Origin of the sequence: Pseudomonas sp. JV449 (genome assembly GCF_032424295.1) — a bacterium.
Taxonomy (GTDB): Bacteria; Pseudomonadota; Gammaproteobacteria; order Pseudomonadales; family Pseudomonadaceae; genus Aquipseudomonas; species Aquipseudomonas marginalis.
Genome location: NZ_VYKD01000021.1, coordinates 111386 through 132378, shown reverse-complemented (window position 1 = coordinate 132378; position 20993 = coordinate 111386). Strand labels below are relative to the sequence as shown.

The 20993-nt window shown below is 61.5% G+C and carries 16 protein-coding genes; 14 read left to right on the top strand and 2 right to left on the bottom strand.

Annotated features, from left to right (window positions below; genetic code table 11):
- The first annotated feature begins 87 nt into the window (after positions 1 to 87).
- The 7 genes from F6S08_RS21120 to F6S08_RS21090 all read left to right on the top strand — a co-directional run bounded on the left by F6S08_RS21120 (position 88) and on the right by F6S08_RS21090 (position 7070).
- On the top strand, positions 88 to 627 hold the full coding sequence (locus tag F6S08_RS21120; protein WP_027604060.1) for a TetR/AcrR family transcriptional regulator: 540 nt from the start codon (positions 88 to 90) through the stop codon (positions 625 to 627).
- 14 nt (positions 628 to 641) lie between these two features.
- Positions 642 to 1475 carry an alpha/beta hydrolase gene (locus F6S08_RS21115; RefSeq protein WP_065925085.1) on the top strand — a complete coding sequence of 278 codons (834 nt, stop codon included), beginning with the start codon at positions 642 to 644 and terminating at the stop codon, positions 1473 to 1475.
- Between the two features lie 39 nt (positions 1476 to 1514).
- Positions 1515 to 1949, top strand: a complete 435-nt coding sequence (locus F6S08_RS21110; protein ID WP_065925086.1) for an acyl-CoA thioesterase — start codon at positions 1515 to 1517, stop codon at positions 1947 to 1949.
- A gap of 55 nt (positions 1950 to 2004) precedes the next feature.
- The gene (locus tag F6S08_RS21105; RefSeq protein WP_137212883.1) at positions 2005 to 2964 is read left to right on the top strand and encodes a tRNA dihydrouridine synthase; all 960 of its coding nucleotides are present in this window, start codon (positions 2005 to 2007) and stop codon (positions 2962 to 2964) included.
- Between the two features lie 489 nt (positions 2965 to 3453).
- The gene (locus tag F6S08_RS21100; RefSeq protein ID WP_315872290.1) at positions 3454 to 4689 is read left to right on the top strand and encodes a hypothetical protein; all 1236 of its coding nucleotides are present in this window, start codon (positions 3454 to 3456) and stop codon (positions 4687 to 4689) included.
- Positions 4690 to 4786: 97 nt separating this feature from the next.
- Positions 4787 to 5743 (top strand): hypothetical protein, encoded by a 957-nt coding sequence (locus F6S08_RS21095; RefSeq protein ID WP_315872289.1) that lies wholly within the window; start codon positions 4787 to 4789, stop codon positions 5741 to 5743.
- Positions 5744 to 5813: 70 nt separating this feature from the next.
- Positions 5814 to 7070, top strand: coding sequence for a hypothetical protein (locus tag F6S08_RS21090; protein ID WP_065925089.1), 1257 nt, complete (start codon positions 5814 to 5816; stop codon positions 7068 to 7070).
- A gap of 3 nt (positions 7071 to 7073) precedes the next feature.
- Here the strand turns inward: F6S08_RS21090 and F6S08_RS21085 are convergent, their stop codons facing one another.
- Positions 7074 to 10352 (bottom strand): EAL domain-containing protein, encoded by a 3279-nt coding sequence (locus tag F6S08_RS21085; RefSeq protein WP_065947092.1) that lies wholly within the window; start codon positions 10350 to 10352, stop codon positions 7074 to 7076.
- Positions 10353 to 10418: 66 nt separating this feature from the next.
- Entirely contained in the window at positions 10419 to 11309 is an 891-nt protein-coding gene (locus F6S08_RS21080; RefSeq protein ID WP_065925091.1) for a LysR family transcriptional regulator, read from the bottom strand.
- A 140-nt stretch (positions 11310 to 11449) separates the two neighbouring features.
- Between F6S08_RS21080 and leuC the strand changes: the two genes are divergently transcribed.
- From leuC to F6S08_RS21045, 7 genes are all read left to right on the top strand, one after another.
- A complete protein-coding gene (gene leuC / locus F6S08_RS21075; protein ID WP_027604068.1) occupies positions 11450 to 12868 on the top strand; it encodes a 3-isopropylmalate dehydratase large subunit in 1419 nt (472 codons plus the stop codon).
- A gap of 10 nt (positions 12869 to 12878) precedes the next feature.
- Entirely contained in the window at positions 12879 to 13523 is a 645-nt protein-coding gene (gene leuD, locus F6S08_RS21070; RefSeq protein ID WP_065925092.1) for a 3-isopropylmalate dehydratase small subunit, read from the top strand.
- Positions 13524 to 13570: 47 nt separating this feature from the next.
- The gene (locus tag F6S08_RS21065) at positions 13571 to 14335 is read left to right on the top strand and encodes a class I SAM-dependent methyltransferase (protein ID WP_074847322.1); all 765 of its coding nucleotides are present in this window, start codon (positions 13571 to 13573) and stop codon (positions 14333 to 14335) included.
- Between the two features lie 52 nt (positions 14336 to 14387).
- The gene (gene leuB, locus F6S08_RS21060; RefSeq protein ID WP_017530190.1) at positions 14388 to 15470 is read left to right on the top strand and encodes a 3-isopropylmalate dehydrogenase; all 1083 of its coding nucleotides are present in this window, start codon (positions 14388 to 14390) and stop codon (positions 15468 to 15470) included.
- 64 nt (positions 15471 to 15534) lie between these two features.
- On the top strand, positions 15535 to 16647 hold the full coding sequence (gene asd, locus F6S08_RS21055) for an aspartate-semialdehyde dehydrogenase (RefSeq protein ID WP_027604071.1): 1113 nt from the start codon (positions 15535 to 15537) through the stop codon (positions 16645 to 16647).
- A gap of 487 nt (positions 16648 to 17134) precedes the next feature.
- Positions 17135 to 18145 (top strand): aspartate-semialdehyde dehydrogenase, encoded by a 1011-nt coding sequence (locus F6S08_RS21050; protein WP_065925094.1) that lies wholly within the window; start codon positions 17135 to 17137, stop codon positions 18143 to 18145.
- Positions 18146 to 18308: 163 nt separating this feature from the next.
- A complete protein-coding gene (locus tag F6S08_RS21045; protein ID WP_315872288.1) occupies positions 18309 to 20870 on the top strand; it encodes a FimV/HubP family polar landmark protein in 2562 nt (853 codons plus the stop codon).
- Positions 20871 to 20993 lie beyond the last annotated feature (123 nt).

Sequence of the window (20993 nt, the reverse complement as noted above, 5' to 3'; positions counted from 1 at the left end):
TTTGCTTTGCTGACCAGTGGTCATGCTTGTCGCTTGCCAAATATTATTATGGTAATAATATTCAACCCATGAAAGTCGGAGGCAACGATGAGCGATAAAAAAGCGCAAACCCGCGAACGTATTCTGCAAGCCGCCAGCGCTGCATTGACCCAGCGTGGTCCGGCCGAGCCTAGTGTGGGCGAAGTCATGGGCGCGGCGGGGCTGACCGTCGGTGGCTTCTACGCACACTTTGAAAGCAAGGACGCCTTGATGCTGGAGGCGTTCACCCAGTTGTTGGCGCGGCGGCGTGCATCTATCGACGATATGGACGCACAGCTGACGGGAGAAGAGCGCAGGGGCCTGGTGGCGGCGTTTTATCTGTCACGCAAGCACCGCGATTCAACAGTCCAGGCATGCCCGATACCGGCCACAGTGGGCGAGATGGCGCGGCTGCCGGACGCCTTCCGCGAGGCGCTGAGCGAGCATGTGGAACTGATGGCGGCCCAGCTTGCCGCGAGTCCCGAAGACACTGACAAAGCCTTGGCTGATATGGCGTTGATGATCGGCGGGCTGGCCTTGGCGCGTGCCCTGGGGCCGGGCGAGTTGTCGGACCGAGTGTTACGCGCGGCCAAGTCGGCTGTGCGTTAGAAGAGGGTGCGAGGATGGGCGCGTTAACCTGGATTCGTCGCTTCAACGGCACCGTTGGACACCTGGCACCGCAAACCGTGGCCAACAAGATGCGGCGTGCCTTCATGACGCCGCGCGACCTGCCGCCACGTGACTGGGAGCTGCCGCTGCTGGCGCAATCGGAGCGCATCACCTTGCGTTTCGGCCTGTCGGCCCTGCGCTGGGGCCAAGGCCCTGCGGTGTTGTTGATGCACGGCTGGGAAGGCCGGCCAACCCAGTTCGCCAGCTTGATCACCGCGTTGGTAGGCAACGGTTACGCCGTGATTGCCCTGGACGGTCCGGCCCATGGTCGTTCGCCGGGACGGGAAGCTCACGTGCTGCTGTTCGCCCGAGCCATGCTGGAGGCGGCTGCCGAACTGCCGCCGCTGCACGCCGTGATCGGGCATTCCATGGGCGGCGCCAGTGCGATGCTGGCAGTGCAGTTGGGGCTGCGTACCGAGGCGTTGGTGAGCATCGCCGCCCCGTCGCGCTTCCTGGATGTGCTGCGCGGCTTTACCACGATGGTCGGTCTGCCGGCGCGGGCACGCTCGGCGTTTATCCAGGAGGTGGAGCTGGCGTTCGGAATGCCGCTCAAGCACTTGGATGTGGCGCACTACCAAATGAACATCCCTGGCCTGGTCGTGCACGCCGAGGACGATACCTTTGTTCCGGTCAAGGCATCTCAAGCCATCCACGAAGCCTGGTTCGACAGCCGCCTGCTGCGCCTGGAGCAGGGCGGGCACCAGAAAGTGCTGGCCGATCCCCGGGTGATCGAGGGCGTACTGGCGCTGTTGGCCGGCCGTCGTCTACAGGACCGGCAAACCGCCTGATACACTGCTCCCGCCGACATCAATCGACTGGAGCAAGGCATGGGCTGGGATTTGGCAACGCCGTTTATCATCGATCTGCAGGTCGCCCCTGAAGACATCGACGGCCTGGGGCACGCCAATAACGCGGTGTACGTGTCCTGGCTCGAGCGCTGCGCCTGGCGCCATTCGCAGCGTCTGGGGCTGGACCTCACCGAGTACCGCCGCCTGGACCGTGCCATGGCCGTGGTGCGCCATGAAATCGATTACCTCGCGGCAGGCTACGAAGGCGACGAGTTGCAGTTGGCCACCTGGATCGTCGATTGGGACCGGCGCCTGAAGATGACCCGTCGTTTCCAGCTGGTACGCCCGCGTGACGGTGCCACCTTGCTGCGGGCTCACACCACCTTTGTCTGCATCGAATTGTCCAGCGGCAGGCCCAAGCGCATGCCGGCCGAATTTCTCGACGGTTATGGTCCCGCCCTGACAGGGGGTTAACGGTTGCCGCGGGAAACCCAGTAAACTGCGCCACGATTTTTGTTGAGTGTTTTCCATGCAAATTGCTTTGGCGCCCATGGAGGGGTTGGTCGACAACATCCTGAGGGACGTGTTGACCCGCGTGGGCGGTATCGACTGGTGCGTGACCGAGTTCATCCGCGTCAACGACCGCTTGCTCACCCCCGCGTATTTCCACAAGCTCGCCCCGGAACTGCTGCACGGCGCCCACACCGCAGCCGGTGTGCCGTTGCGCGTGCAATTGCTCGGTTCCGACCCGGTATGCCTGGCGGAAAACGCCGCCCTGGCCTGCGAGCTGGGTTCCGAGGTGATCGATCTGAACTTCGGCTGCCCGGCCAAGACCGTCAATAAATCCCGCGGCGGTGCGGTGCTGCTCAAAGAGCCGGAGCTGCTCAACCGGATCGTCGAACACGTGCGCCGTGCCGTGCCTGCCCATATCCCGGTGACCGCCAAGATGCGCCTGGGCTTCGACAGCCCGGATGGCGCGCTGGTGTGTGCCACGGCCCTGGCCGAAGGCGGTGCGGCGCATATCGTGGTGCATGCGCGTACCAAGACCGATGGCTACAAACCGCCCGCCCACTGGGAGTGGATTCCGCGTGTGCAGGAGGTGGTCAAGGTGCCGGTGTTCGCCAACGGCGATATCTGGAGCGTCGAAGACTGGCGGCGCTGTCGGGAGATCAGTGGTGTCGAAGACATTATGCTCGGTCGCGGCCTGGTGGCGCGCCCGGACCTGGCCCGGCAAATCGCCGCCGCGCGTGCAGGCGAAGACGTCGTGGAAATGACCTGGGCGCAAATGCAACCCATGCTCCAGGACTTCTGGACCCAGTCGGTCGCACAGTTGACCGAGCGCCAGGCCCCTGGCCGGTTGAAGCAGTGGCTGGCAATGCTGACGCGCAACTACCCCGAAGCTGTCGCGCTGTTTACCGCGTTGCGCCGCGAGACCGAACTGGAGCAGGTCAGCCGGTTGTTGGGGATGGATACTCCGGTCGCAGCCTGACCTCTTAAAGCGCTGTGTCGAACGCCTGATATGTTTCACAGAAGGCTCCTTGTCGAAAGACAAGGAGCCTTCTGCGTTTAAAAGTCTTTGGATAATGACTGAATCATTCTGCATGTTTTGGTGACTGTTCCTGCGACGCTTTGATGATTGCGGGTGGAGGTTCTGTGCGTGTGAATTATCACAGTTCAACTATTAGTGGTGTGTTCAGTTATGTCTCTTAATTGCATGTCCAGCACTTTATGAGTGGGTATGTCTGTTAGTGCGGCGCCGGTGTGCGATGAATCAAGGTTTTCTTGGAATGACCATGGGGTAAAGTCTGAAAGTTTGCGTTGGTTTCCTTATGTGAGGCGCGATTTCTGGAACTCGATAGTCTCACGCTCCACGAAGTAGGGACTGTAAGGCAGCGCTGTTGTTTTCCAGTATCTATAAATCCTATCGCCACTCCTGGTGTTAACCGCCGGGGAGGGGCGCCCACTAAGGAGCGTATTTATGTCCATCTCGATTAATGGTTCACCCTCTGTAAAGGTTGAGACCCCGCGTCACCACTTGCTGCCATCGACACCTCTTAAAACCAATGAACCGCTGAGTTCTTCCAAGGCGGATCCAGTATGGATTTCGCCTGCGCTTCGGCCTGACGTCGCCCGAGCGCCTCACGGTGAAATGATGATCAACGCCGGAGCATTTTCAAAATTGTTCGACATGCTTGAGCAAGTCTTCAAAACCATGCGTGAGATGGTGTCGGTGAGAAACATGACGCCTGCCCTGACCACACATTCCGATAAAACACCCAAGCACACGCCGGATATGACGACCCTGCTGAAAGCAAAGGCGGAACCAGCCAAGTTGCCGGGGACCACCCCGGACTTGGCGACCCAATTGAAAGTGAAGGGGGAACCAGGCACAACGCCCAGGGCTACATCGGATACGACGAATCAGCTGACAGTGAAAGTCGACAAAGGGACGCTTCAGTCGGTCCCTGTGCCCCGTGTCAACGTGAGCAACGACTCGAATGCGCAGGTCAAGGTGGAACTCAATATCGGCAATTGTCACTGTCCTGATACCCATGTGGAGCGCGACGGAGGACGGGTCAATCCTCCTTCGGTGCCCACCCCCGGGGTGACTCCACAACCCGATGCCAAGGTGCCGCCCATCAGGCCTGAGGTACGGCTTAATGCTCACCCGGTGCACAGGCTCGACGTGACTCCACGGCACGACACCAAGATGCCGGACAACAGGGCGACGGATACGAAGCTGCCGGACACCAAGTTGCCCGGTACCAAGGTGCCGGACACCAAGGTGCCAGACGCCAAGGTGCCGGACACCAAGGTGCCGGACACCAAGGTGCCGGACACCAAGGTGCCGGACACCAAGGTGCCGGACGCCAAGGTGCCGGACGCCAAGGTGCCGGACACCAAGGTGCCGGACGCCAAGGTGCCGGACGCCAAGGTGCCGGACACCAAGGCTCCTGACGCCAAGGTGACACCACCCTCCAAAGCCAAGTCTTCAGGCATCCATCCTGGCGCGCTGCACCGGCTTGAATCGACGCCCCTGCCCGGAACTACACCGCGACCTGACACAAACACCCTGACCTCGACCGATAACAGGCAGAAGGATATTCCCGATCAGCCAAAGCCCGAAGCGGACGTCACCAGTCCTGGCCCTGCTGAAAATGAGACTGACTTCAAGGGGTGGGCCTTTATCAACCGTCGTCGGTTAGGAAACTGATTCCTGCCATTGCGTCGAAACTTCTTGGATAAATAAAACGGTGTTTCTCCGGGCGGCACAGCGCTTGGAGAAATACTCAGAAAGTGGAGTGAACACCATGTCGTATTGTTCGATTCATAATATTGCGCGCGTAGTGAATGTTCGTCTGGCGTATAACAGAAACTTGCCGGCGGCCGTCAACGAACCTGCACCTTCCTATCGATTTAAATCTATCGAGTTTGGCACAGGCGCTGCATCTGTTACCGCAGGCAGGCCACGCGGTCAGGCGGCGATAGGAGCCGATCCAGATCCGGCTGCCAGCGTTATTACGTTGTTCACTTCGTTTTTTACGCAGTTATTTAATCTTCTAACGAGTAAAACGGATAAGTTGGTTCCCGATAGTACGCCGCGCCCTCAGGTAAATCCGACCGTCGAGCCCGTCGTGCCGCCGGAGCCGCAACCCAAACAGTATGTGCCTATACCGAACCTGTCGGATAAACGTAATGGCGCAAAACCTGACAATATCTGGAGTGGGTTTCGTCAAGGCCCGGATGGTAACTGTGTCACGGTATCGGCCATCAAGGCAGCCATGTACAAGTTCGGCCAAAGTCCAACGGATATCTATAAAGAGGTGAGCAAGACAAGTGATGGTTACCGGGTGACGATGCGCGATGATTTTGTACTTAACTTGACGGATCAAGAGTTAAAAATTGGCGCCGCGGCTTCGCGTTTTATCGGCCGCGATAAAGGCATGCTCAAGGACGCGCAATTCCTGTTCGCCGTCAGTGCCAAGCGTGCACAGATGGAAAACAACGACGGCTGGGCGAGCCGCAGTTATCTCGCCGGAGTGAGAAGCTTGAACAATGGGGAGGATGAGTTTGGGCCAGGCGAGGGTTTCCTGCGTCTGGGCCTCAGGAAGCACATGAAGAGGGTGAGTGTGCGAGATCTCGCCAGGGGGCAGCTGGGCATGTGCAATCGAGCCTTCCATTCCGTGGCGGTGATCAATGGCCGCGAAGAGATGTATGGGCGCCAGGGTTCCGCGCCGACCCGTGGGGATGCCATCGCATTGGTGTGATGTGCGCGTGCAAGAGGTGCGGCCAGTGCCCTGGCTGTACGTTTTCGTCCAGCCTTGAGTGAGCAGTCCGATGAACACTTTGATTGAGGGGCATCGCACGGTCATGGCAAAACGGCTGCCTGAGCATGGTTCAAGTATTGTCCGCTCCGGGGCCGGGATGAGCCTTGATGGGCCCGTGAATGCATTCGCAGCCGCCGAGCGTCGATTCGGCGAAAATAGGGACTGCAGTACTCACGTGGCGGTTATCAAACTGATGATGATGACCCTCGGCCCGCGTCCCTCCGATGTTTTCCAGCAGGTAACCCAAGCGGGTGAAGGTTATGCCGTCACCATGAAGGATCAATACAGGGTGCATGTGTCCCAGGCAGAGCTTGAGCAGGTCACCCGGGCGTCAAGGTTCACAGGGCAGGACCCTGATGCGCTGAAGCACGCCAACTTCATGTTGGCGGCCTTTGTAAAGCGCAAGCAGCAACTGGGCGGCTACGCGACGTTCGACGCCGCCCTGGCGAAGACCCTTGAGGGCGAGACAAGCAAGCGTTGCCTGGAGGGAATGGGCGTGTATGGGTTGTCGCGATGGGTTGCCGCTCGCGACATGGTCGGCAGGGATTTGGCCTGGGTCCGCCAGACCCATGACTTCGGAGCGGCGCTCGTGGTGGGCGGCGCCAATCACACGCACGGCGAAGGTTACGGTTATGTGCTGTTTGATGATCGTGAGACGCCACCGCAGCGTGACAGGGGCCTGGCTCAGGTATCGGAAAGTATCCGGCACGCCGATATCTGGAGCGGTTTTTATCAAGGTGTGGAGGGCAATTGCGTGACGGTGTCGGCGATCAAGGCGGCTATCACCCGTTTCCCCGAAGGCATCTACACGGCCATCTACAGAACGCCAGCCGGATGCGAAGTGACCATGCGTGATGGCTTCCGGTTGCGCTTGAGCCATGAGGAACTGAGGCAGGCTACCGCCGCGTCGAACTTCTATGGCAGCAACCCGGTATTGCTGGATTACGCCAACTTCCTCTATGCCTGCAGCGCCAAGCGGGCGCAGTTGGAGAACAACGATTTCCGTGCGGGGAGAAGCTTTACGGCGGCCCTGGAAACCCTCAACGATGGCGAATACCCCGGTGAGGCTCTCCAGCGCCTGGGCCTGTTCGGTTACATCCGTAACGGCACTGTCGAGGAGTTGGTCAACGGTGCAATCGGTACGATTGCAGACGGTTGGCATTCCGTGGTGGTCGTCAAAGGGATGCTGGACCTGTATGGGCAAAAGTACGCCTTGAACGAGTCGCCCTGGCGGCGCAAAACGCTCACTGCGTTGAAGCTGGTGTAAGGGCTAGCCCAACAACCGCCGAAATCCTTCGATCGGCAGTGGCCGACTGTGCAAATACCCCTGGAACAAATGGCAGCCCAGCTTTTGCAGGAATGCCAGTTGTTCCGGGGTTTCCACGCCTTCGGCAATCACTGTCAGGTTCAGGCTGCGGGCCATGGCCACGATGGCGCGGATGATTTCGGCGTCGTTGGGGTCATGGGTCGCGTCGCGTACGAAGGACTGGTCGATCTTCAGTGCATCCACCGGCAGGCGCTTGAGGTACGTCAGCGATGAGTAGCCGGTACCGAAGTCATCCATGGCAAAACTGACACCGAGCTTTTTCAGGCGGCGCATCTTCGCCACGGTGTCGTCCAGGTTCTGAATCACGATGCCTTCGGTGATTTCCAGTTTCAGCAGGTTGCAGGGCAGTTGATGCCGCTTGAGGCTGCGCTCCACCCGTTCGACAAAGTCGTTCTGGCGAAACTGCCGGGGGCTGATGTTCACGCACAGGCTGAAATTCAACGGGTCCACCAAGCCTTCGGCAATCAGCTGTGCAAAGGCGGCGCAGGCCTCATCGAGGATCCAGGTACCCACTTCGAGGATCAGGCCGCTGTCTTCCAGGACCTTGATGAATTCGGACGGCGACTGCGCGCCCAACTGCGGATGCTGCCAACGCACCAGGGCCTCGGCGCCGACGATCTTGTTGCCGCGCGCATCCACCTGGGGCTGGTAATGCACGCTGAACTCGCCGCGCGACAGGGCCAGGCGCAGGTCGGTTTCCATGCGCAGGCGCTCGCTGGCGGCCTTTTGCATGCTGTTGTGGAACATCTGCGTGGTGTTGCGCCCCGAATCCTTGGCCCGGTACAGGGCGATGTCGGCGCGCTTGAGCAGGTCCGCCGGGGTCGTGCCATGGTCGGGAATCAACGCCACGCCGATGCTTGGCGTGACCTGCAGGCGATGGCCATCGAGGAACATCGGCTCCGAAAGCAATTCGCGCAGGGTATCGGCCAGTTCCTGCACCTGGGTGCTGACTTGAGTGCGCGTACCATCCAGGCCGCTGAGCAGTACCACGAACTCATCGCCGCCCAGGCGCGCCACCGTGTCCTCCATGCGCACGCTGGCTTCCAGGCGCGCGGTGACGATTTTCAGCACGGTGTCGCCCACCGGGTGGCCGAGGGAATCGTTGATGTGCTTGAAATGGTCGAGGTCGAGAAACAGCAGGGCACCGCGCAGGTTATGGCGCTTGAGCAAGGCGATCTGTTGGCTCAGGCGATCCATCAGCAGCGCGCGGTTGGGCAGGTTGGTCAGCGGGTCGTGATAGGCCAGGTGACGGATCTGAGCCTGGGCGTTTTTCAGCAGGCTCACGTCCCGCGCGGTCAGCAGCAGGCACGGGGTTTCATTGAGGGTGATCGGCTCGACCGAGACTTCTACCGCCAATACGTCGCCGCGCTTGTTGTGCCAGAGCATTTCCAGGTGAGGGATGCGCCCTTTGATCTGCAATTCGGCCAACAAGGCGGAACGCTGGTTTTCATCGGCCCAGATGCCGATCTGGTACAGCGTCAGGCCGATGGCTTCTTCGGCACGGTAGCCGGTGAGGCGGCAGAAGCCATCGTTGACCTCCACATAACGGCCGGTGTCGCGCTCGGTGATGGAGATGGCGTCGGGGCTGGAATGGAAGGCCTTGGCGAATTTTTCCTCGCTGGCCTTCAGCGCGGCCTCCGAGCGTTGTTGCTGGGTGATGTCGCGCAAGGTGGTGACGATGCACGGCTGGTCGCCCACCTTGATCAGCCGGCTGGAAATCATGCAGGTCAGGGTTTGGCCGTTCTTGTGGTGCACCACGATGGCCACATTGCTCAACGCCTGGTCGCGAATCACCTGTTCGATACGCTGCAGGCGCTTGCTTGACTCGTCCCACAGGCCGATCTGCTCGGCGCTCTTGTCGATCACCTCGGCCGCCGTCCAGCCAAACGTCTGGGTGAAGGCGGGGTTGATCTCGATGAACCCGCCACTGTCCAGGCAGGTGACGCAGATGGGATCGGGGCTGGCCTGGAACAGGCTGGCGAACTTTTCTTCGGAGGCGGTCAGGCGTTGTTCGCGTTCCACCTGGTCGGTGATGTCCAGCAGGGTGCCGGCCATGCGCAGCGGCGCCCCTTGCTCGTCGCGGTAGAGGCGGGCGCGGCTTTCCAGGTAGCGCGAGCTGCCGTCTTCCACTGGCACGCGGTAAGTGAGTTGGTAATTGCCGGCCGGGCCTTCGCGCAGGGTGCGATAAGCGTTGCGCATGTTCTCGCGCTCTTGCCTGGGCATGCCCTCGAAAAACGCCTCGAAGGATTCATGGAAGGGCTCGGGTGGCAGGCCGTGCAGTTGAGCGGCGCGGGCCGAGCCGTAGAGCATGCCGGTGGGGATATGCCAGTCCCAGGTGCCCAGTTGCGCCGAGTCCAGGGCCAGGTCCAGGCGCTCCTGGCTGTCCTTGAGGGCATTTTCGGCGTTTTTGCGCTCGGTGGTGTCGAGAAAGGTGCTGAGCAAATAAGCCTCGCCCTCCAGTTCGACCTTTTGTGCACTGAGGGTGCCATCGTGGATCTGGCCGTTGCTGGCGCAGAACTGCACTTCCATGGTGATGGGTTCACCCTTGCGCTGGGTGGCCAGGACCAGCTGCGCACGTTGTTCGGGGTGCCTCCACAGGCCCAGGTCCAGGGTGCTGCGGCCGATGGCATCGGCCACCGGCCAGCCGAAGAGCATCTCGAAATACTGGTTGGCTTCGCTGATCAGGCCGTCGGACTGGCGGGTCAACAGCACCATGTTCGGGCACAGGTGAAACAGCGTGGCGAAGCGTTTTTCGGAATGGCTGAGGGCGTGCTCCCGCTCGCGCTGGCGAGTGGTTTCGCGGATCACGCCGATCATACGGCGCCGGCCGGCCTTGTCCGGTGCCAGGCTGCCGTTGATCTCCAGCCAGTGATGGGTGCCGTCCGGCCATTGGATGTGATGGTGCATGGCCTGCTCGAACGGCTCGCCGGCCAGTACCGCATGAAAGGCTCGCACCACCCGGGAGCGATCCGAGGGCGCCAGCAGGTCGAGGTAGTCCAGGTCCTTGGGCAGTGGTTGGCGCGGGTCGAAGCCGAACAGCGCCTGGGTGCCCCGTGACCAGCTGATACGGCCCGTGTCGATTTCCCAGCACCACGCGCCCAGCCGGGCAGCATTCAGGGCTGCCAGCAGTTGCGGGGCGCTGTCCCAGCTTTGTTCCGCCTGCTGGGGGTCCAGAGCGTAGATACGGGGCAGGGGAGGCAGAGGGTCGACAGGGTTGCGCATTATCAAAGGGCCTTGGCTCGATGGGCAAACAGCGCGGTTTTATTCACAACCTGGGGCCGCACGGCGTCATACCGGTATCACTGGCAGATCCACCTGTGCATCCAACAGGCTCATGAACGCCCGCGCAGCGTTCGACAGCGTCCTTTCGGTGTGCACGATATAGCCTAGCTGGCGACTGAGTTGTATGCCCGGCAAAGCGATACTCGCCACCTGATCATCGAGCATGGTGCGCGGCAAGACGCTCCAGGCCAGGCCGATGGAGACCATCATCTTGATGGTTTCCAGGTAGTTAGTACTCATCGCGATGTTCGGCGTAAGGCCCTGGGCCTCGAACAGTCGGCTGACAATATGGTGGGTAAAGGTATTACCGCCAGGGAAAACCGCCGGGTGGCCGGCAATATCGGCCAGGCTGACGTCGCGGTTGCCGGTGAGGCTGTGCTCCGGCGCCACCACGAAATCCAGCGGGTCGTCCCACACCGGGGTGGCGCGTACCAGGTGATGGGGGGCGGGCGCCAGGGTGATCACTGCCACTTCGGCGCGGCCGTGGAGGATTTCTTCGTAGGCCACTTCCGAATCGAGAAACTGAATATCCAGCGCCACATTCGGGTATTCCCGGGTGAAGGTACGCAGGATCGGAGGCAAACGATGCAGGCCGATATGGTGGCTGGTGGCTAAGGTCAGGCGGCCGCTGACTTCTCCGGTGAGATTGGTGAGGGCGCGGCGGGTGTCGTCCAGCACGTTGAGAATCTGATAAGCGCGCGGCAGCAAGGCCCGGCCGGCTTCGGTCAGGCCGACTTCACGGCCCAGGCGATCGAACAGTCGCACCTTCAATTGCTGTTCCAGGCCGGCGATGCGCTTGCTGATGGCCGGTTGGGTCAGGTGCAGGCGTTCACCGGCACCTGAGAAGCTGCCGGTCTCGGCGATGGCAATAAAGGCATTGAGGTTGGCCAGGTCCATGGGTGTATTCCAGTTGGTAATTCAAAGCATAAAAAATATGAATTTGAGTTATTTAATGTAGCGCCATACCATCAGCCTCACAAGCCAAAGGGTTATTGAAAAGCCCGGCGCATAGAAACACCGCTGATGAGGACCGACTGATGGCCGGCAAAACGCTTTACGACAAGCTTTGGGATTCCCATGAAGTGAAACGGCGCGACGATGGCTCGTCGCTGATCTATATCGACCGTCACATCATCCATGAAGTGACCTCGCCCCAAGCGTTCGAAGGCCTGCGGCTGGCCGGGCGCAAGCCCTGGCGCGTCGACTCGATCATCGCCACCCCGGACCACAACGTACCGACCACCCCGGAGCGCAAGGGCGGGATCGATGCCATTGTCGACACCGTGTCGCGTTTGCAGGTCCAGACTCTCGACGACTACTGCGACGAATATGGCATCACCGAATTCAAGATGAATGACGTGCGTCAAGGGATCGTCCACGTGATCGGCCCGGAGCAGGGCGCCACCTTGCCGGGCATGACCGTGGTCTGCGGCGACTCCCACACCTCCACCCACGGTGCGTTTGGCGCCCTGGCCCACGGCATCGGCACCTCGGAGGTTGAGCATGTGTTCGCCACCCAGTGCCTGGTCGCCAAGAAAATGAAGAACATGCTGGTGCGTGTCGAAGGCACCTTGCCGTTCGGCGTGACCGCCAAGGACATCGTGCTCGCCGTGATCGGCAAGATCGGCACCGCCGGCGGTAACGGCCATGCCATCGAGTTTGCCGGCAGCGCCATTCGCGACCTGTCCATCGAAGGCCGCATGACCATTTGCAACATGTCCATCGAAGCCGGTGCTCGCGTGGGCATGGTGGCGGCGGACGAGAAAACCGTTGAATACGTGAAGGGGCGCCCATTTGCTCCGCAAGGCGCCGATTGGGACGCCGCGGTTGAAGCCTGGAAAGACCTGGTGTCAGACGCCGATGCGGTGTTCGACACCGTGGTTGAACTCGATGCTGCCCAGATCAAGCCGCAGGTCAGCTGGGGCACTTCGCCGGAAATGGTCCTGGCCGTCGACCAGAACGTGCCGGACCCGGCGCAGGAAGCCGACCTGGTCAAGCGCGGTTCCATCGAGCGCGCCTTGAAGTACATGGGCTTGAAGGCCAACCAGGCGATCACCGACATACAGTTGGATCGCGTGTTTATCGGCTCCTGCACCAACTCGCGGATCGAAGACCTGCGCGCTGCGGCGGTTATCGCCAAGGGCCGCAAAGTCGCTTCGACCATCAAGCAGGCCATCGTGGTGCCAGGCTCGGGCCTGGTTAAAGCCCAGGCTGAAGCCGAAGGCCTGGACAAGATCTTCCTCGAAGCCGGTTTCGAGTGGCGTGAGCCGGGCTGCTCGATGTGCCTGGCGATGAACCCGGACCGCCTGGAGTCGGGCGAGCATTGCGCGTCGACCTCCAACCGTAACTTCGAAGGGCGTCAGGGCGCCGGTGGCCGTACCCACCTGGTCAGCCCCGCCATGGCCGCCGCCGCTGCCGTCAACGGTCGTTTCATCGACGTTCGCGAATTGATCTGAGGAAAACCCGATGAGAGCTTTTACCCAACACACCGGTTTGGTCGCGCCGTTGGACCGTGCCAACGTCGACACCGACCAGATCATCCCCAAGCAGTTCTTGAAGTCCATCAAACGCACCGGTTTCGGCCCCAACCTGTTCGACGAATGGCGCTACCTGGACGTGGGCTACGCCTACCAGGACAACTCCAAGCGCCCGCTGAACAAGGACTTCGTGCTCAACGCCGAGCGCTACCAGGGCGCCAGCGTGTTGCTGGCCCGGGAAAACTTCGGTTGCGGCTCCAGTCGCGAGCACGCGCCGTGGGCCCTGGAAGAATATGGCTTTCGCAGCATCATCGCGCCGAGCTATGCCGACATCTTCTTCAACAACAGCTTCAAGAACGGCCTGTTGCCGATCATCTTGACCGACGAAGAAGTCGACGAACTGTTCAAGCAAGTGGAAGCCGATGTGGGCTACCAGCTGACCATCGACCTGGCTGCGCAAACCGTGACCCGTCCGGACGGCAAGGTGTACCACTTTGAGGTGGACGCCTTCCGCAAGCACTGCCTGATCAACGGCCTGGACGATATCGGCCTGACCTTGCAGGACGGCGATGCGATTGCCGCGTTCGAAGCCAGGCACCGGGTGAGCCAGCCCTGGTTGTTTCGTGACGCATAAATTGATGTAGGCCGGTACCAGCAACACAACCCTTGAAGGATGCCACCATGACCAGCACCGCCCACACCCAAGTCGTGCAAAAACAATTCGGCGAACAGGCGTCTGCCTACCTGAGCAGTGCCGTGCACGCCCAAGGCACCGAATTCGCGCTGCTCCAGGCCGAACTGGCCGGGCAGGGCGGTGCACGACTGCTGGACCTGGGCTGCGGTGCCGGTCATGTGAGTTTCCATGTGGCGCCATTGGTCAAGGAAGTGGTGGCCTACGATCTGTCCCAGCAGATGCTCGATGTGGTGGCCGCCGCTGCGCAAGATCGCGGTCTCACCAATATCAGCACCGTAAACGGCGCCGCCGAGCGCCTGCCGTTTGCCGATGGCGAATTCGACTTCGTGTTCAGCCGTTATTCGGCGCACCATTGGAGCGACCTCGGCGTGGCCCTGCGCGAAGTGCGCCGCGTGCTCAAGCCGGGCGGCGTGGCGGCGTTTGTCGATGTCTTGTCACCGGGCAGCCCGTTGCTGGACACTTACCTGCAAACCGTCGAAGTGTTGCGCGACACCAGCCACGTGCGTGACTACTCCGCCGCCGAATGGATGCGCCAGCTCAGCGAAGCCGGTTTGCACGTACGCAACAGCAGCCGCCAGCGCCTGCGCCTGGAATACACCTCGTGGGTCGAACGCATGCGCACACCGCAGGTGCTGCGCGCCGCGATCCTGGAGCTGCAGCAGGCGATGGGCCAGGAAGTGCGCGATTACTACGAGATTCAGGCCGACGGCACCTTCAGCACCGACGTGCTGGTGGTCTGGGCCGAACGCTGATTAATTTTCCCGACCTGCCCACGGGCAGGTCGCTCGATGAAATGAGGAACCCATGAGCAAGCAGATTCTGATTCTCCCTGGCGACGGTATTGGTCCGGAAATCATGGCCGAAGCGGTCAAGGTCCTGGAGCTTGCCAACAGCAAGTACAGCCTGGGCTTCGAATTGAGCCACGACGTGATCGGCGGCGCTGCCATCGACAAGCACGGCGTGCCCCTGGCCGACGAAACCCTGGACCGTGCCCGCGCCGCCGATGCCGTGCTGCTGGGCGCCGTGGGTGGCCCGAAGTGGGACAAGATCGAGCGTGATATCCGCCCTGAGCGCGGCCTGCTGAAAATCCGCGCGCAACTTGGCCTGTTCGGCAACCTGCGCCCGGCGATCCTCTACCCGCAACTGGCCGATGCGTCGAGCCTGAAGCCGGAAGTGGTGGCGGGCCTGGACATCCTGATCGTGCGTGAACTGACCGGCGGTATCTACTTTGGCTCGCCACGGGGCGTGCGCGAGCTGGAGAATGGCGAGCGCCAGGCCTACGACACCCTGCCGTACAGCGAGAGTGAAATCCGCCGTATCGCCCGCGTCGGTTTCGACATGGCCCGTGTACGCGGCAAGAAGGTCTGCTCGGTGGACAAGGCCAACGTCCTGGCCTCCAGCCAACTGTGGCGCGAAATCGTCGAAGAAGTGGCCAAGGATTACCCGGACGTCGAACTGAGCCACATGTACGTCGACAACGCCGCCATGCAATTGGTCCGTGCGCCGAAGCAGTTCGACGTGATCGTCACCGACAACCTGTTCGGCGACATCCTGTCCGACCAGGCGTCGATGCTCACCGGTTCCATCGGCATGCTGCCGTCGGCGTCCCTGGACACCAATAACAAGGGCATGTACGAGCCTTGCCACGGCTCGGCGCCGGACATCGCGGGCCAGGGCATTGCCAACCCGCTGGCGACCATCCTGTCGGTCTCGATGATGCTGCGTTACAGCTTCAACCTGAGCGACGCTGCGGATGCGATCGAGAAGGCCGTGAGCCTGGTGCTGGACCAGGGCTTGCGCACCGGCGACATCTGGTCGCAGGGTTGCACCAAGGTGGGTACGCAGGAAATGGGCGACGCAGTAGTCGCCGCGCTGCGGAATCTGTAATCTCTCGGGCCCGCTTGCAGTTGTTGCTGCAAGGCGGCCCACTTTTTAACAAGGTGTAGTTGCGATGAAACGTGTAGGTCTGATCGGTTGGCGCGGTATGGTCGGTTCCGTGCTCATGCAGCGGATGCTGGAAGAGCAGGATTTCGATCTTATTGAGCCGGTGTTTTTCACCACTTCGAACGTAGGTGGCCAAGGGCCGTCCGTGGGCAAGGATATTGCCCCGCTCAAGGACGCCTACAGCATTGAAGAGCTGAAGACCCTCGACGTGATCCTCACCTGCCAGGGTGGCGACTACACCAGCGAAGTCTTCCCCAAGCTGCGTGAAGCCGGCTGGCAGGGTTACTGGATCGACGCCGCCTCGAGCCTGCGCATGCAGGACGACGCCGTGATCATCCTCGACCCGGTCAACCGCAAGGTCATCGACCAGCAACTGGATGCCGGCACCAAGAATTATGTGGGCGGCAACTGCACCGTCAGTCTGATGCTGATGGGCCTGGGCGGCCTGTTCGAAGCCGGCCTGGTCGAGTGGATGAGCGCCATGACCTACCAGGCGGCGTCCGGCGCCGGCGCGCAGAACATGCGTGAGTTGATCAAGCAGATGGGCGCGACCCACGCCGCCGTCGCCGATCAACTGGCCGACCCGGCCAGCGCGATCCTCGACATCGACCGCCGTGTGGCCGAAGCCATGCGCAGCGATGCCTACCCGACCGAGAACTTCGGTGTGCCATTGGCCGGCAGCCTGATCCCGTGGATCGACAAAGAGCTGCCGAACGGCCAGAGCCGCGAAGAGTGGAAGGCCCAGGCCGAGACCAACAAGATCCTCGGCCGGTTCAAGAGCCCGATCCCGGTGGATGGCATCTGCGTGCGCATCGGCGCCATGCGCTGCCACAGCCAGGCGCTGACCATCAAGCTGAACAAAGACGTGCCGATCGCCGATATCGAAGGGCTGATCAGCCAGCACAACCCCTGGGTCAAGCTGGTGCCGAACAACCGCGACATCAGCATGCAGGAACTGAGCCCGACCAAGGTCACCGGCACCCTGAATGTACCAGTGGGCCGTCTGCGCAAGCTGAACATGGGCACCCAGTACCTGGGCGCATTCACCGTCGGCGACCAACTGCTGTGGGGCGCGGCCGAGCCGTTGCGTCGCATGTTGCGGATCTTGCTGGAGCGTTGATCGCTTGAAGCAATAATAGAAACCCGCGTTCTGGTGACAGGCGCGGGTTTTTTATTGTTCTTTCGGGCGCTAACGGGGCAAGCCCCTCCCCACAGTGAACAGCATTTCAAGGTTGGAACTCGGTTGAATGTGGGAGGGGGCTTGCCCCCGATAGCCATGGGTATCTACACAACTCTTAAAGGCTGACACATAACTCTGTGGTGAGCGGGCTTGCCCCGCGCTGGGTTGCGAAGCAACCCCAAAACCTTCACCTCGATTGATTCTGGCACTCTGCGTTGACCTTATTGGGGCTGCTTCGCAACCCAGCGCGGGGCAAGCCCGCTCACCACAGAAGCCTAATTGCCATAGGTTCCGTATTCACTGGAAGTTGTGTAGATACCTATGCCCCGATAGGGCCATCAGCCACTTCACCAGACCCAGGTTAATTGCCTCGCTCCCGGCCACCCGGTAAAGTGCCGCTCCCCCCGCAATGCCCGAGGCAGCCCCCATGACCCAGACCTTTGAAATTGCCGTGATCGGTGCCACCGGCACCGTTGGTGAAACCCTGGTGCAGATTCTCGAAGAGCTGGAATTCCCGGTGGGCACCCTGTACCTGCTGGCGAGCAGTAACTCTGCTGGCGCCTCGGTACCGTTTCGCGGCAAGAACGTACGGGTCAAGGAGGTCGACGAATTCGATTTCAGCAAGGTGCAACTGGCCTTCTTCGCCGCAGGCCCGGAAGTCACCCTGAGCTTCGCGCCGCGAGCCACGGCGGCGGGTTGCTCGGTGATCGACTTGTCGGGAGCCTTGCCCGCCGAGCAGGCGCCCCAGGTGGTGCCGGAAGCCAATGCCCACGTCCTCGACGGTCTGGAAAAACCGTTCCAGCTCGGCAGCCCGAGCCCGTCGGCCACCAACCTGGCGGTGGTGCTGGCGCCGTTGCGCGGCTTGCTGGACATCCAGCGTGTCGCCGTCACTGCCAGCCTGGCAGTGTCTGCCCAGGGCCGCGAAGCCGTCAGCGAATTGGCACGTCAGACCGCCGAGCTCCTGAATGTGCGCCCTCTGGAACCTAAGTTCTTTGACCGGCAAATGGCCTTCAACCTGTTGGCACAAGTCGGCACGCCAGACGCCCAAGGGCATACCACCCTGGAAAAGCGCCTGGTTCACGAACTGCGCGCAGTCCTGGAATTACCTTTGCTAAAGATTTCCGCAACTTGCGTTCAAGCCCCGGTGTTTTTTGGCGATAGCCTGACTGTGTCATTGCAATTGGGCGCGGCGGTCGATCTTGCCGCCGTCAACCGCGCATTGGAGGCCGCGCCGGGTATCGAGCTGGTAGAAGAGGGGGATTACCCTACAGCCGTGGGCGACGCAGTGGGCCAGGATGTGGTCTATGTAGGCCGGGTGCGCGCGGGAGTGGATGACGCGGCTGAACTAAATCTGTGGCTGACGTCAGATAACGTACGCAAGGGCGCCGCCCTTAACGCCGTGCAACTGGCGCAGTTGTTGATAAAACGCCTTGCGTAAAAGATACTTGGCGGCAATTTGTAGATTGATTCTAACCAGGCGCTATGCTTGGCCCCAAGCAGGAACAATTGCGCGTCGGTGACCTATCGGCTCGCCATGCCTTATGGCAAGCGGTTACCAACCTTCTCGCAGGCCGGGGAGTGTTCAAACAAAGGATGAGGCTATGGTTCAAGTTCGCAAACTGGTGTTAGCAATAGCGGCCGCCTCGGCGCTGTCCTCCGGTATGGCGCAGGCGCTCCAGTTGGGGGAAATGACCCTCAAGTCGAAGTTGAACCAGCCGTTGTCGGTGGAAATCGAATTGCTCGATGTCGGTGGCCTCACGGCGTCCGAGATCACCCCGAGCCTGGCCTCATCCCAGGCGTTCGTGGACGCGGGCGTCGATCGCCAGGCGTTTCTCGATGACCTGACGTTTACCCCGGTCATCAATCCCAGCGGTCGCAGCGTGGTGCGCGTCACCTCCAGCAAGCCGCTGCCGGATTCCTACGTACGTTTCCTGCTGCAGGTGCAATGGCCCAATGGCCGCTTGATGCGCGACTACAGCGTGTTGCTCGACCCTGCCAAGTTCGACCAGTCGGCTTCGACCCCCGCAGCACCTGCACCGCGCGTGGGAACGCCCGCCCGCACTGCGCCCGTTGTGAGCAAGCCGGCCCAGCACACCACCACGTCCCGCGACACCCTGTGGGAAATTGCGCAGAAGCACCGCAATGGCGGCTCGGTGCAGCAGACCATGCTGGCCATTCAGGCACTCAACCCCGACGCCTTTGTCGACGGCAATATCAACCGCCTGAAAACCGGCCAGGTGCTGCGCCTGCCGGACACTGTACAAAGCACGGCGTTGCCGCAGCCTCAGGCAATCGCCGAAGTGAGGGTACAAAATGCCGCCTGGCGCCAGGGTCGGCGCGGGGCGACCAATCAGGCGGCCGGTAAGCAGCAACTGGACGCCACCAAGCGTGCCCAGGCCGGCAATGCGCCGTCGACCACCAATACCCAGGACAACCTGAGCCTGGTCTCGGCTGAAGCAGCCAGGAAGGGCGGCAAGGGCAAGGCCGGTGACAGCCAGGTCTTGAGTGACAAGCTGGCGATGACCCAGGAGCAACTGGACACCACCCGCCGCGATAACGAAGAACTCAAGAGCCGTGCGGCAGATCTGCAAAGCCAGTTGGATAAACTGCAAAAGTTGATTCAACTGAAAAACGATCAACTGGCCCGTTTGCAGGCAGACAAAGGTGCCCCGGCCGTAGCGGCGACGGCAGCGATGCCCGCACAGCTGGCAAGCGACCCGGCCGCCACGCCGGCCGCACCCGCTGCACAGGCCGCCGCGCCAACGCCAACCCCGGCGGCGCCGGCACCTGAGGCAGCTACGCCGGCCACGGCACCTGACACCACGGAAGGCAAGTTCAATGATCTGCTGACCAATCCGGTTGTCCTCGGTGTGATCGGCGGTGCGGCTGGCCTGGTGGTGTTGCTGCTCCTGCTGTTGTGGGCGCGCCATCGCAACGCCCGCCGTGAAGAGGAAAAGCACTTGCGCATGGCGCGGGCGCTGGCTGAAGAGCCGGAATTTACCTCAAGCATCGAACAGGACCTGCCGTCGGACAGTTTCGAAGGCCTCGAAGTGCCGCCGCCGAACGTCAAGCTGGCAGCCGCTCCGGCACCTGCTCCAGTGGTTGCGCCGGCGGTAGCGGTTCCGACGGTTGCCTCCGTGCTCGCGCCGCTGGCCGCTGCCGTGGCCCCGCAAAACGCCAACGATGCCCTGGCGCAAGCCCAGTCCCATATCGACCGTGGTCATCTGAACCAGGCCGCCGATGTGCTGGAGCAAGCGATCAAGCACGAGCCCAAGCGCAGCGACCTGCGGTTGAAGCTGATGGAAGTCTACGGCCTGCAAAGCGACAAGGACGGTTTCGTGACCCAGGAGCGTCAACTGGTGGCCAATGGTGAAAACCATGCCCAGGTCGAGCAGCTCAAGTCGCGCTTTCCTGCGATGGCGGTATTGGCGGCGGGCGTCAGTGCCGCGGTTGCCGCCGCGGCCCTTGACGCTCAGTACGTCAAGGACCTGCTGGAAGACAAACCGGCTGCCCCGGCCGCCGAGCCCGATGCACTCGACACCGATTTCGACCTGAGCCTGGATGAGCTGGAGGCGGCTTCGCCAGCCAGCCTGGACGACGAGCAGACGTTTGCAGCGCTCCTGGAGCAGCAATCGGCGCCCAAGGCCGGCGAGGAAGACCTGTCGGACTTCGACCTGGACCTGCAACTCAATGACCCGGCGTCCGAGCAATCCGACGACGACTTCCTTTCCGGTCTTGAGGACCAGATGAAGGATGTGTCTGCCGTGGAGCCGCCGACGCTGACCCCATCGGCGCTGGATGACTTCGATTTGCCGGAGGATTTCGACTTGTCCCTGGCGGATGAGCCAGAAGCAGCCGCCAAGCCGGATGCCTTCGCTTCGGAGCTGGACGATGTCAACGCCGAGCTGGATCGCCTGTCCCAGAGCCTGGAAAGTCCGCCCATCGAACCTTCCTTTACCGCTGAGGACGCGGCGCTGGGCGATGATGAGCCGGAGTTCGATTTCCTGTCCGGTACGAATGAAGTCGCCACCAAGCTAGACCTCGCCCAGGCCTATATCGACATGGGGGATGCCGACGGCGCGCGGGACATTCTCTCTGAAGTGCTCACCGAAGGTGATGAGGCGCAGCGCGGCGAGGCCAAGGAAATGCTCGGCAAAATCTGAAGGTTGATGCAGGTGCGGTGTGGGAAGGTCAATCCCCAACAAAAGCGCACGCCACGCAGCTGGCGCATTTATAATGGCCGCCTTCGCGTAACTCATCAGGCTCTCAGTTCTTGGCAAATATAG

Excerpts from the sequence above, each read along its gene's own strand:
- F6S08_RS21120 (WP_027604060.1), top strand. The coding sequence starts at position 88 with ATGAGCGATAAAAAAGCGCAAACCCGCGAACGTATTCTGCAAGCCGCC.
- F6S08_RS21090 (WP_065925089.1), top strand. The coding sequence starts at position 5,814 with ATGAACACTTTGATTGAGGGGCATCGCACGGTCATGGCAAAACGGCTG.
- F6S08_RS21050 (WP_065925094.1), top strand. The coding sequence starts at position 17,135 with ATGACCCAGACCTTTGAAATTGCCGTGATCGGTGCCACCGGCACCGTT.
- asd (WP_027604071.1), top strand. The coding sequence starts at position 15,535 with ATGAAACGTGTAGGTCTGATCGGTTGGCGCGGTATGGTCGGTTCCGTG.
- leuD (WP_065925092.1), top strand. The coding sequence starts at position 12,879 with ATGAGAGCTTTTACCCAACACACCGGTTTGGTCGCGCCGTTGGACCGT.
- F6S08_RS21080 (WP_065925091.1), bottom strand. The coding sequence starts at position 11,309 with ATGGACCTGGCCAACCTCAATGCCTTTATTGCCATCGCCGAGACCGGC.
- F6S08_RS21110 (WP_065925086.1), top strand. The coding sequence starts at position 1,515 with ATGGGCTGGGATTTGGCAACGCCGTTTATCATCGATCTGCAGGTCGCC.
- F6S08_RS21100 (WP_315872290.1), top strand. The coding sequence starts at position 3,454 with ATGTCCATCTCGATTAATGGTTCACCCTCTGTAAAGGTTGAGACCCCG.
- leuC (WP_027604068.1), top strand. The coding sequence starts at position 11,450 with ATGGCCGGCAAAACGCTTTACGACAAGCTTTGGGATTCCCATGAAGTG.
- leuB (WP_017530190.1), top strand. The coding sequence starts at position 14,388 with ATGAGCAAGCAGATTCTGATTCTCCCTGGCGACGGTATTGGTCCGGAA.
- F6S08_RS21085 (WP_065947092.1), bottom strand. The coding sequence starts at position 10,352 with ATGCGCAACCCTGTCGACCCTCTGCCTCCCCTGCCCCGTATCTACGCT.
- F6S08_RS21105 (WP_137212883.1), top strand. The coding sequence starts at position 2,005 with ATGCAAATTGCTTTGGCGCCCATGGAGGGGTTGGTCGACAACATCCTG.
- F6S08_RS21115 (WP_065925085.1), top strand. The coding sequence starts at position 642 with ATGGGCGCGTTAACCTGGATTCGTCGCTTCAACGGCACCGTTGGACAC.
- F6S08_RS21065 (WP_074847322.1), top strand. The coding sequence starts at position 13,571 with ATGACCAGCACCGCCCACACCCAAGTCGTGCAAAAACAATTCGGCGAA.
- F6S08_RS21045 (WP_315872288.1), top strand. The coding sequence starts at position 18,309 with ATGGTTCAAGTTCGCAAACTGGTGTTAGCAATAGCGGCCGCCTCGGCG.
- F6S08_RS21095 (WP_315872289.1), top strand. The coding sequence starts at position 4,787 with ATGTCGTATTGTTCGATTCATAATATTGCGCGCGTAGTGAATGTTCGT.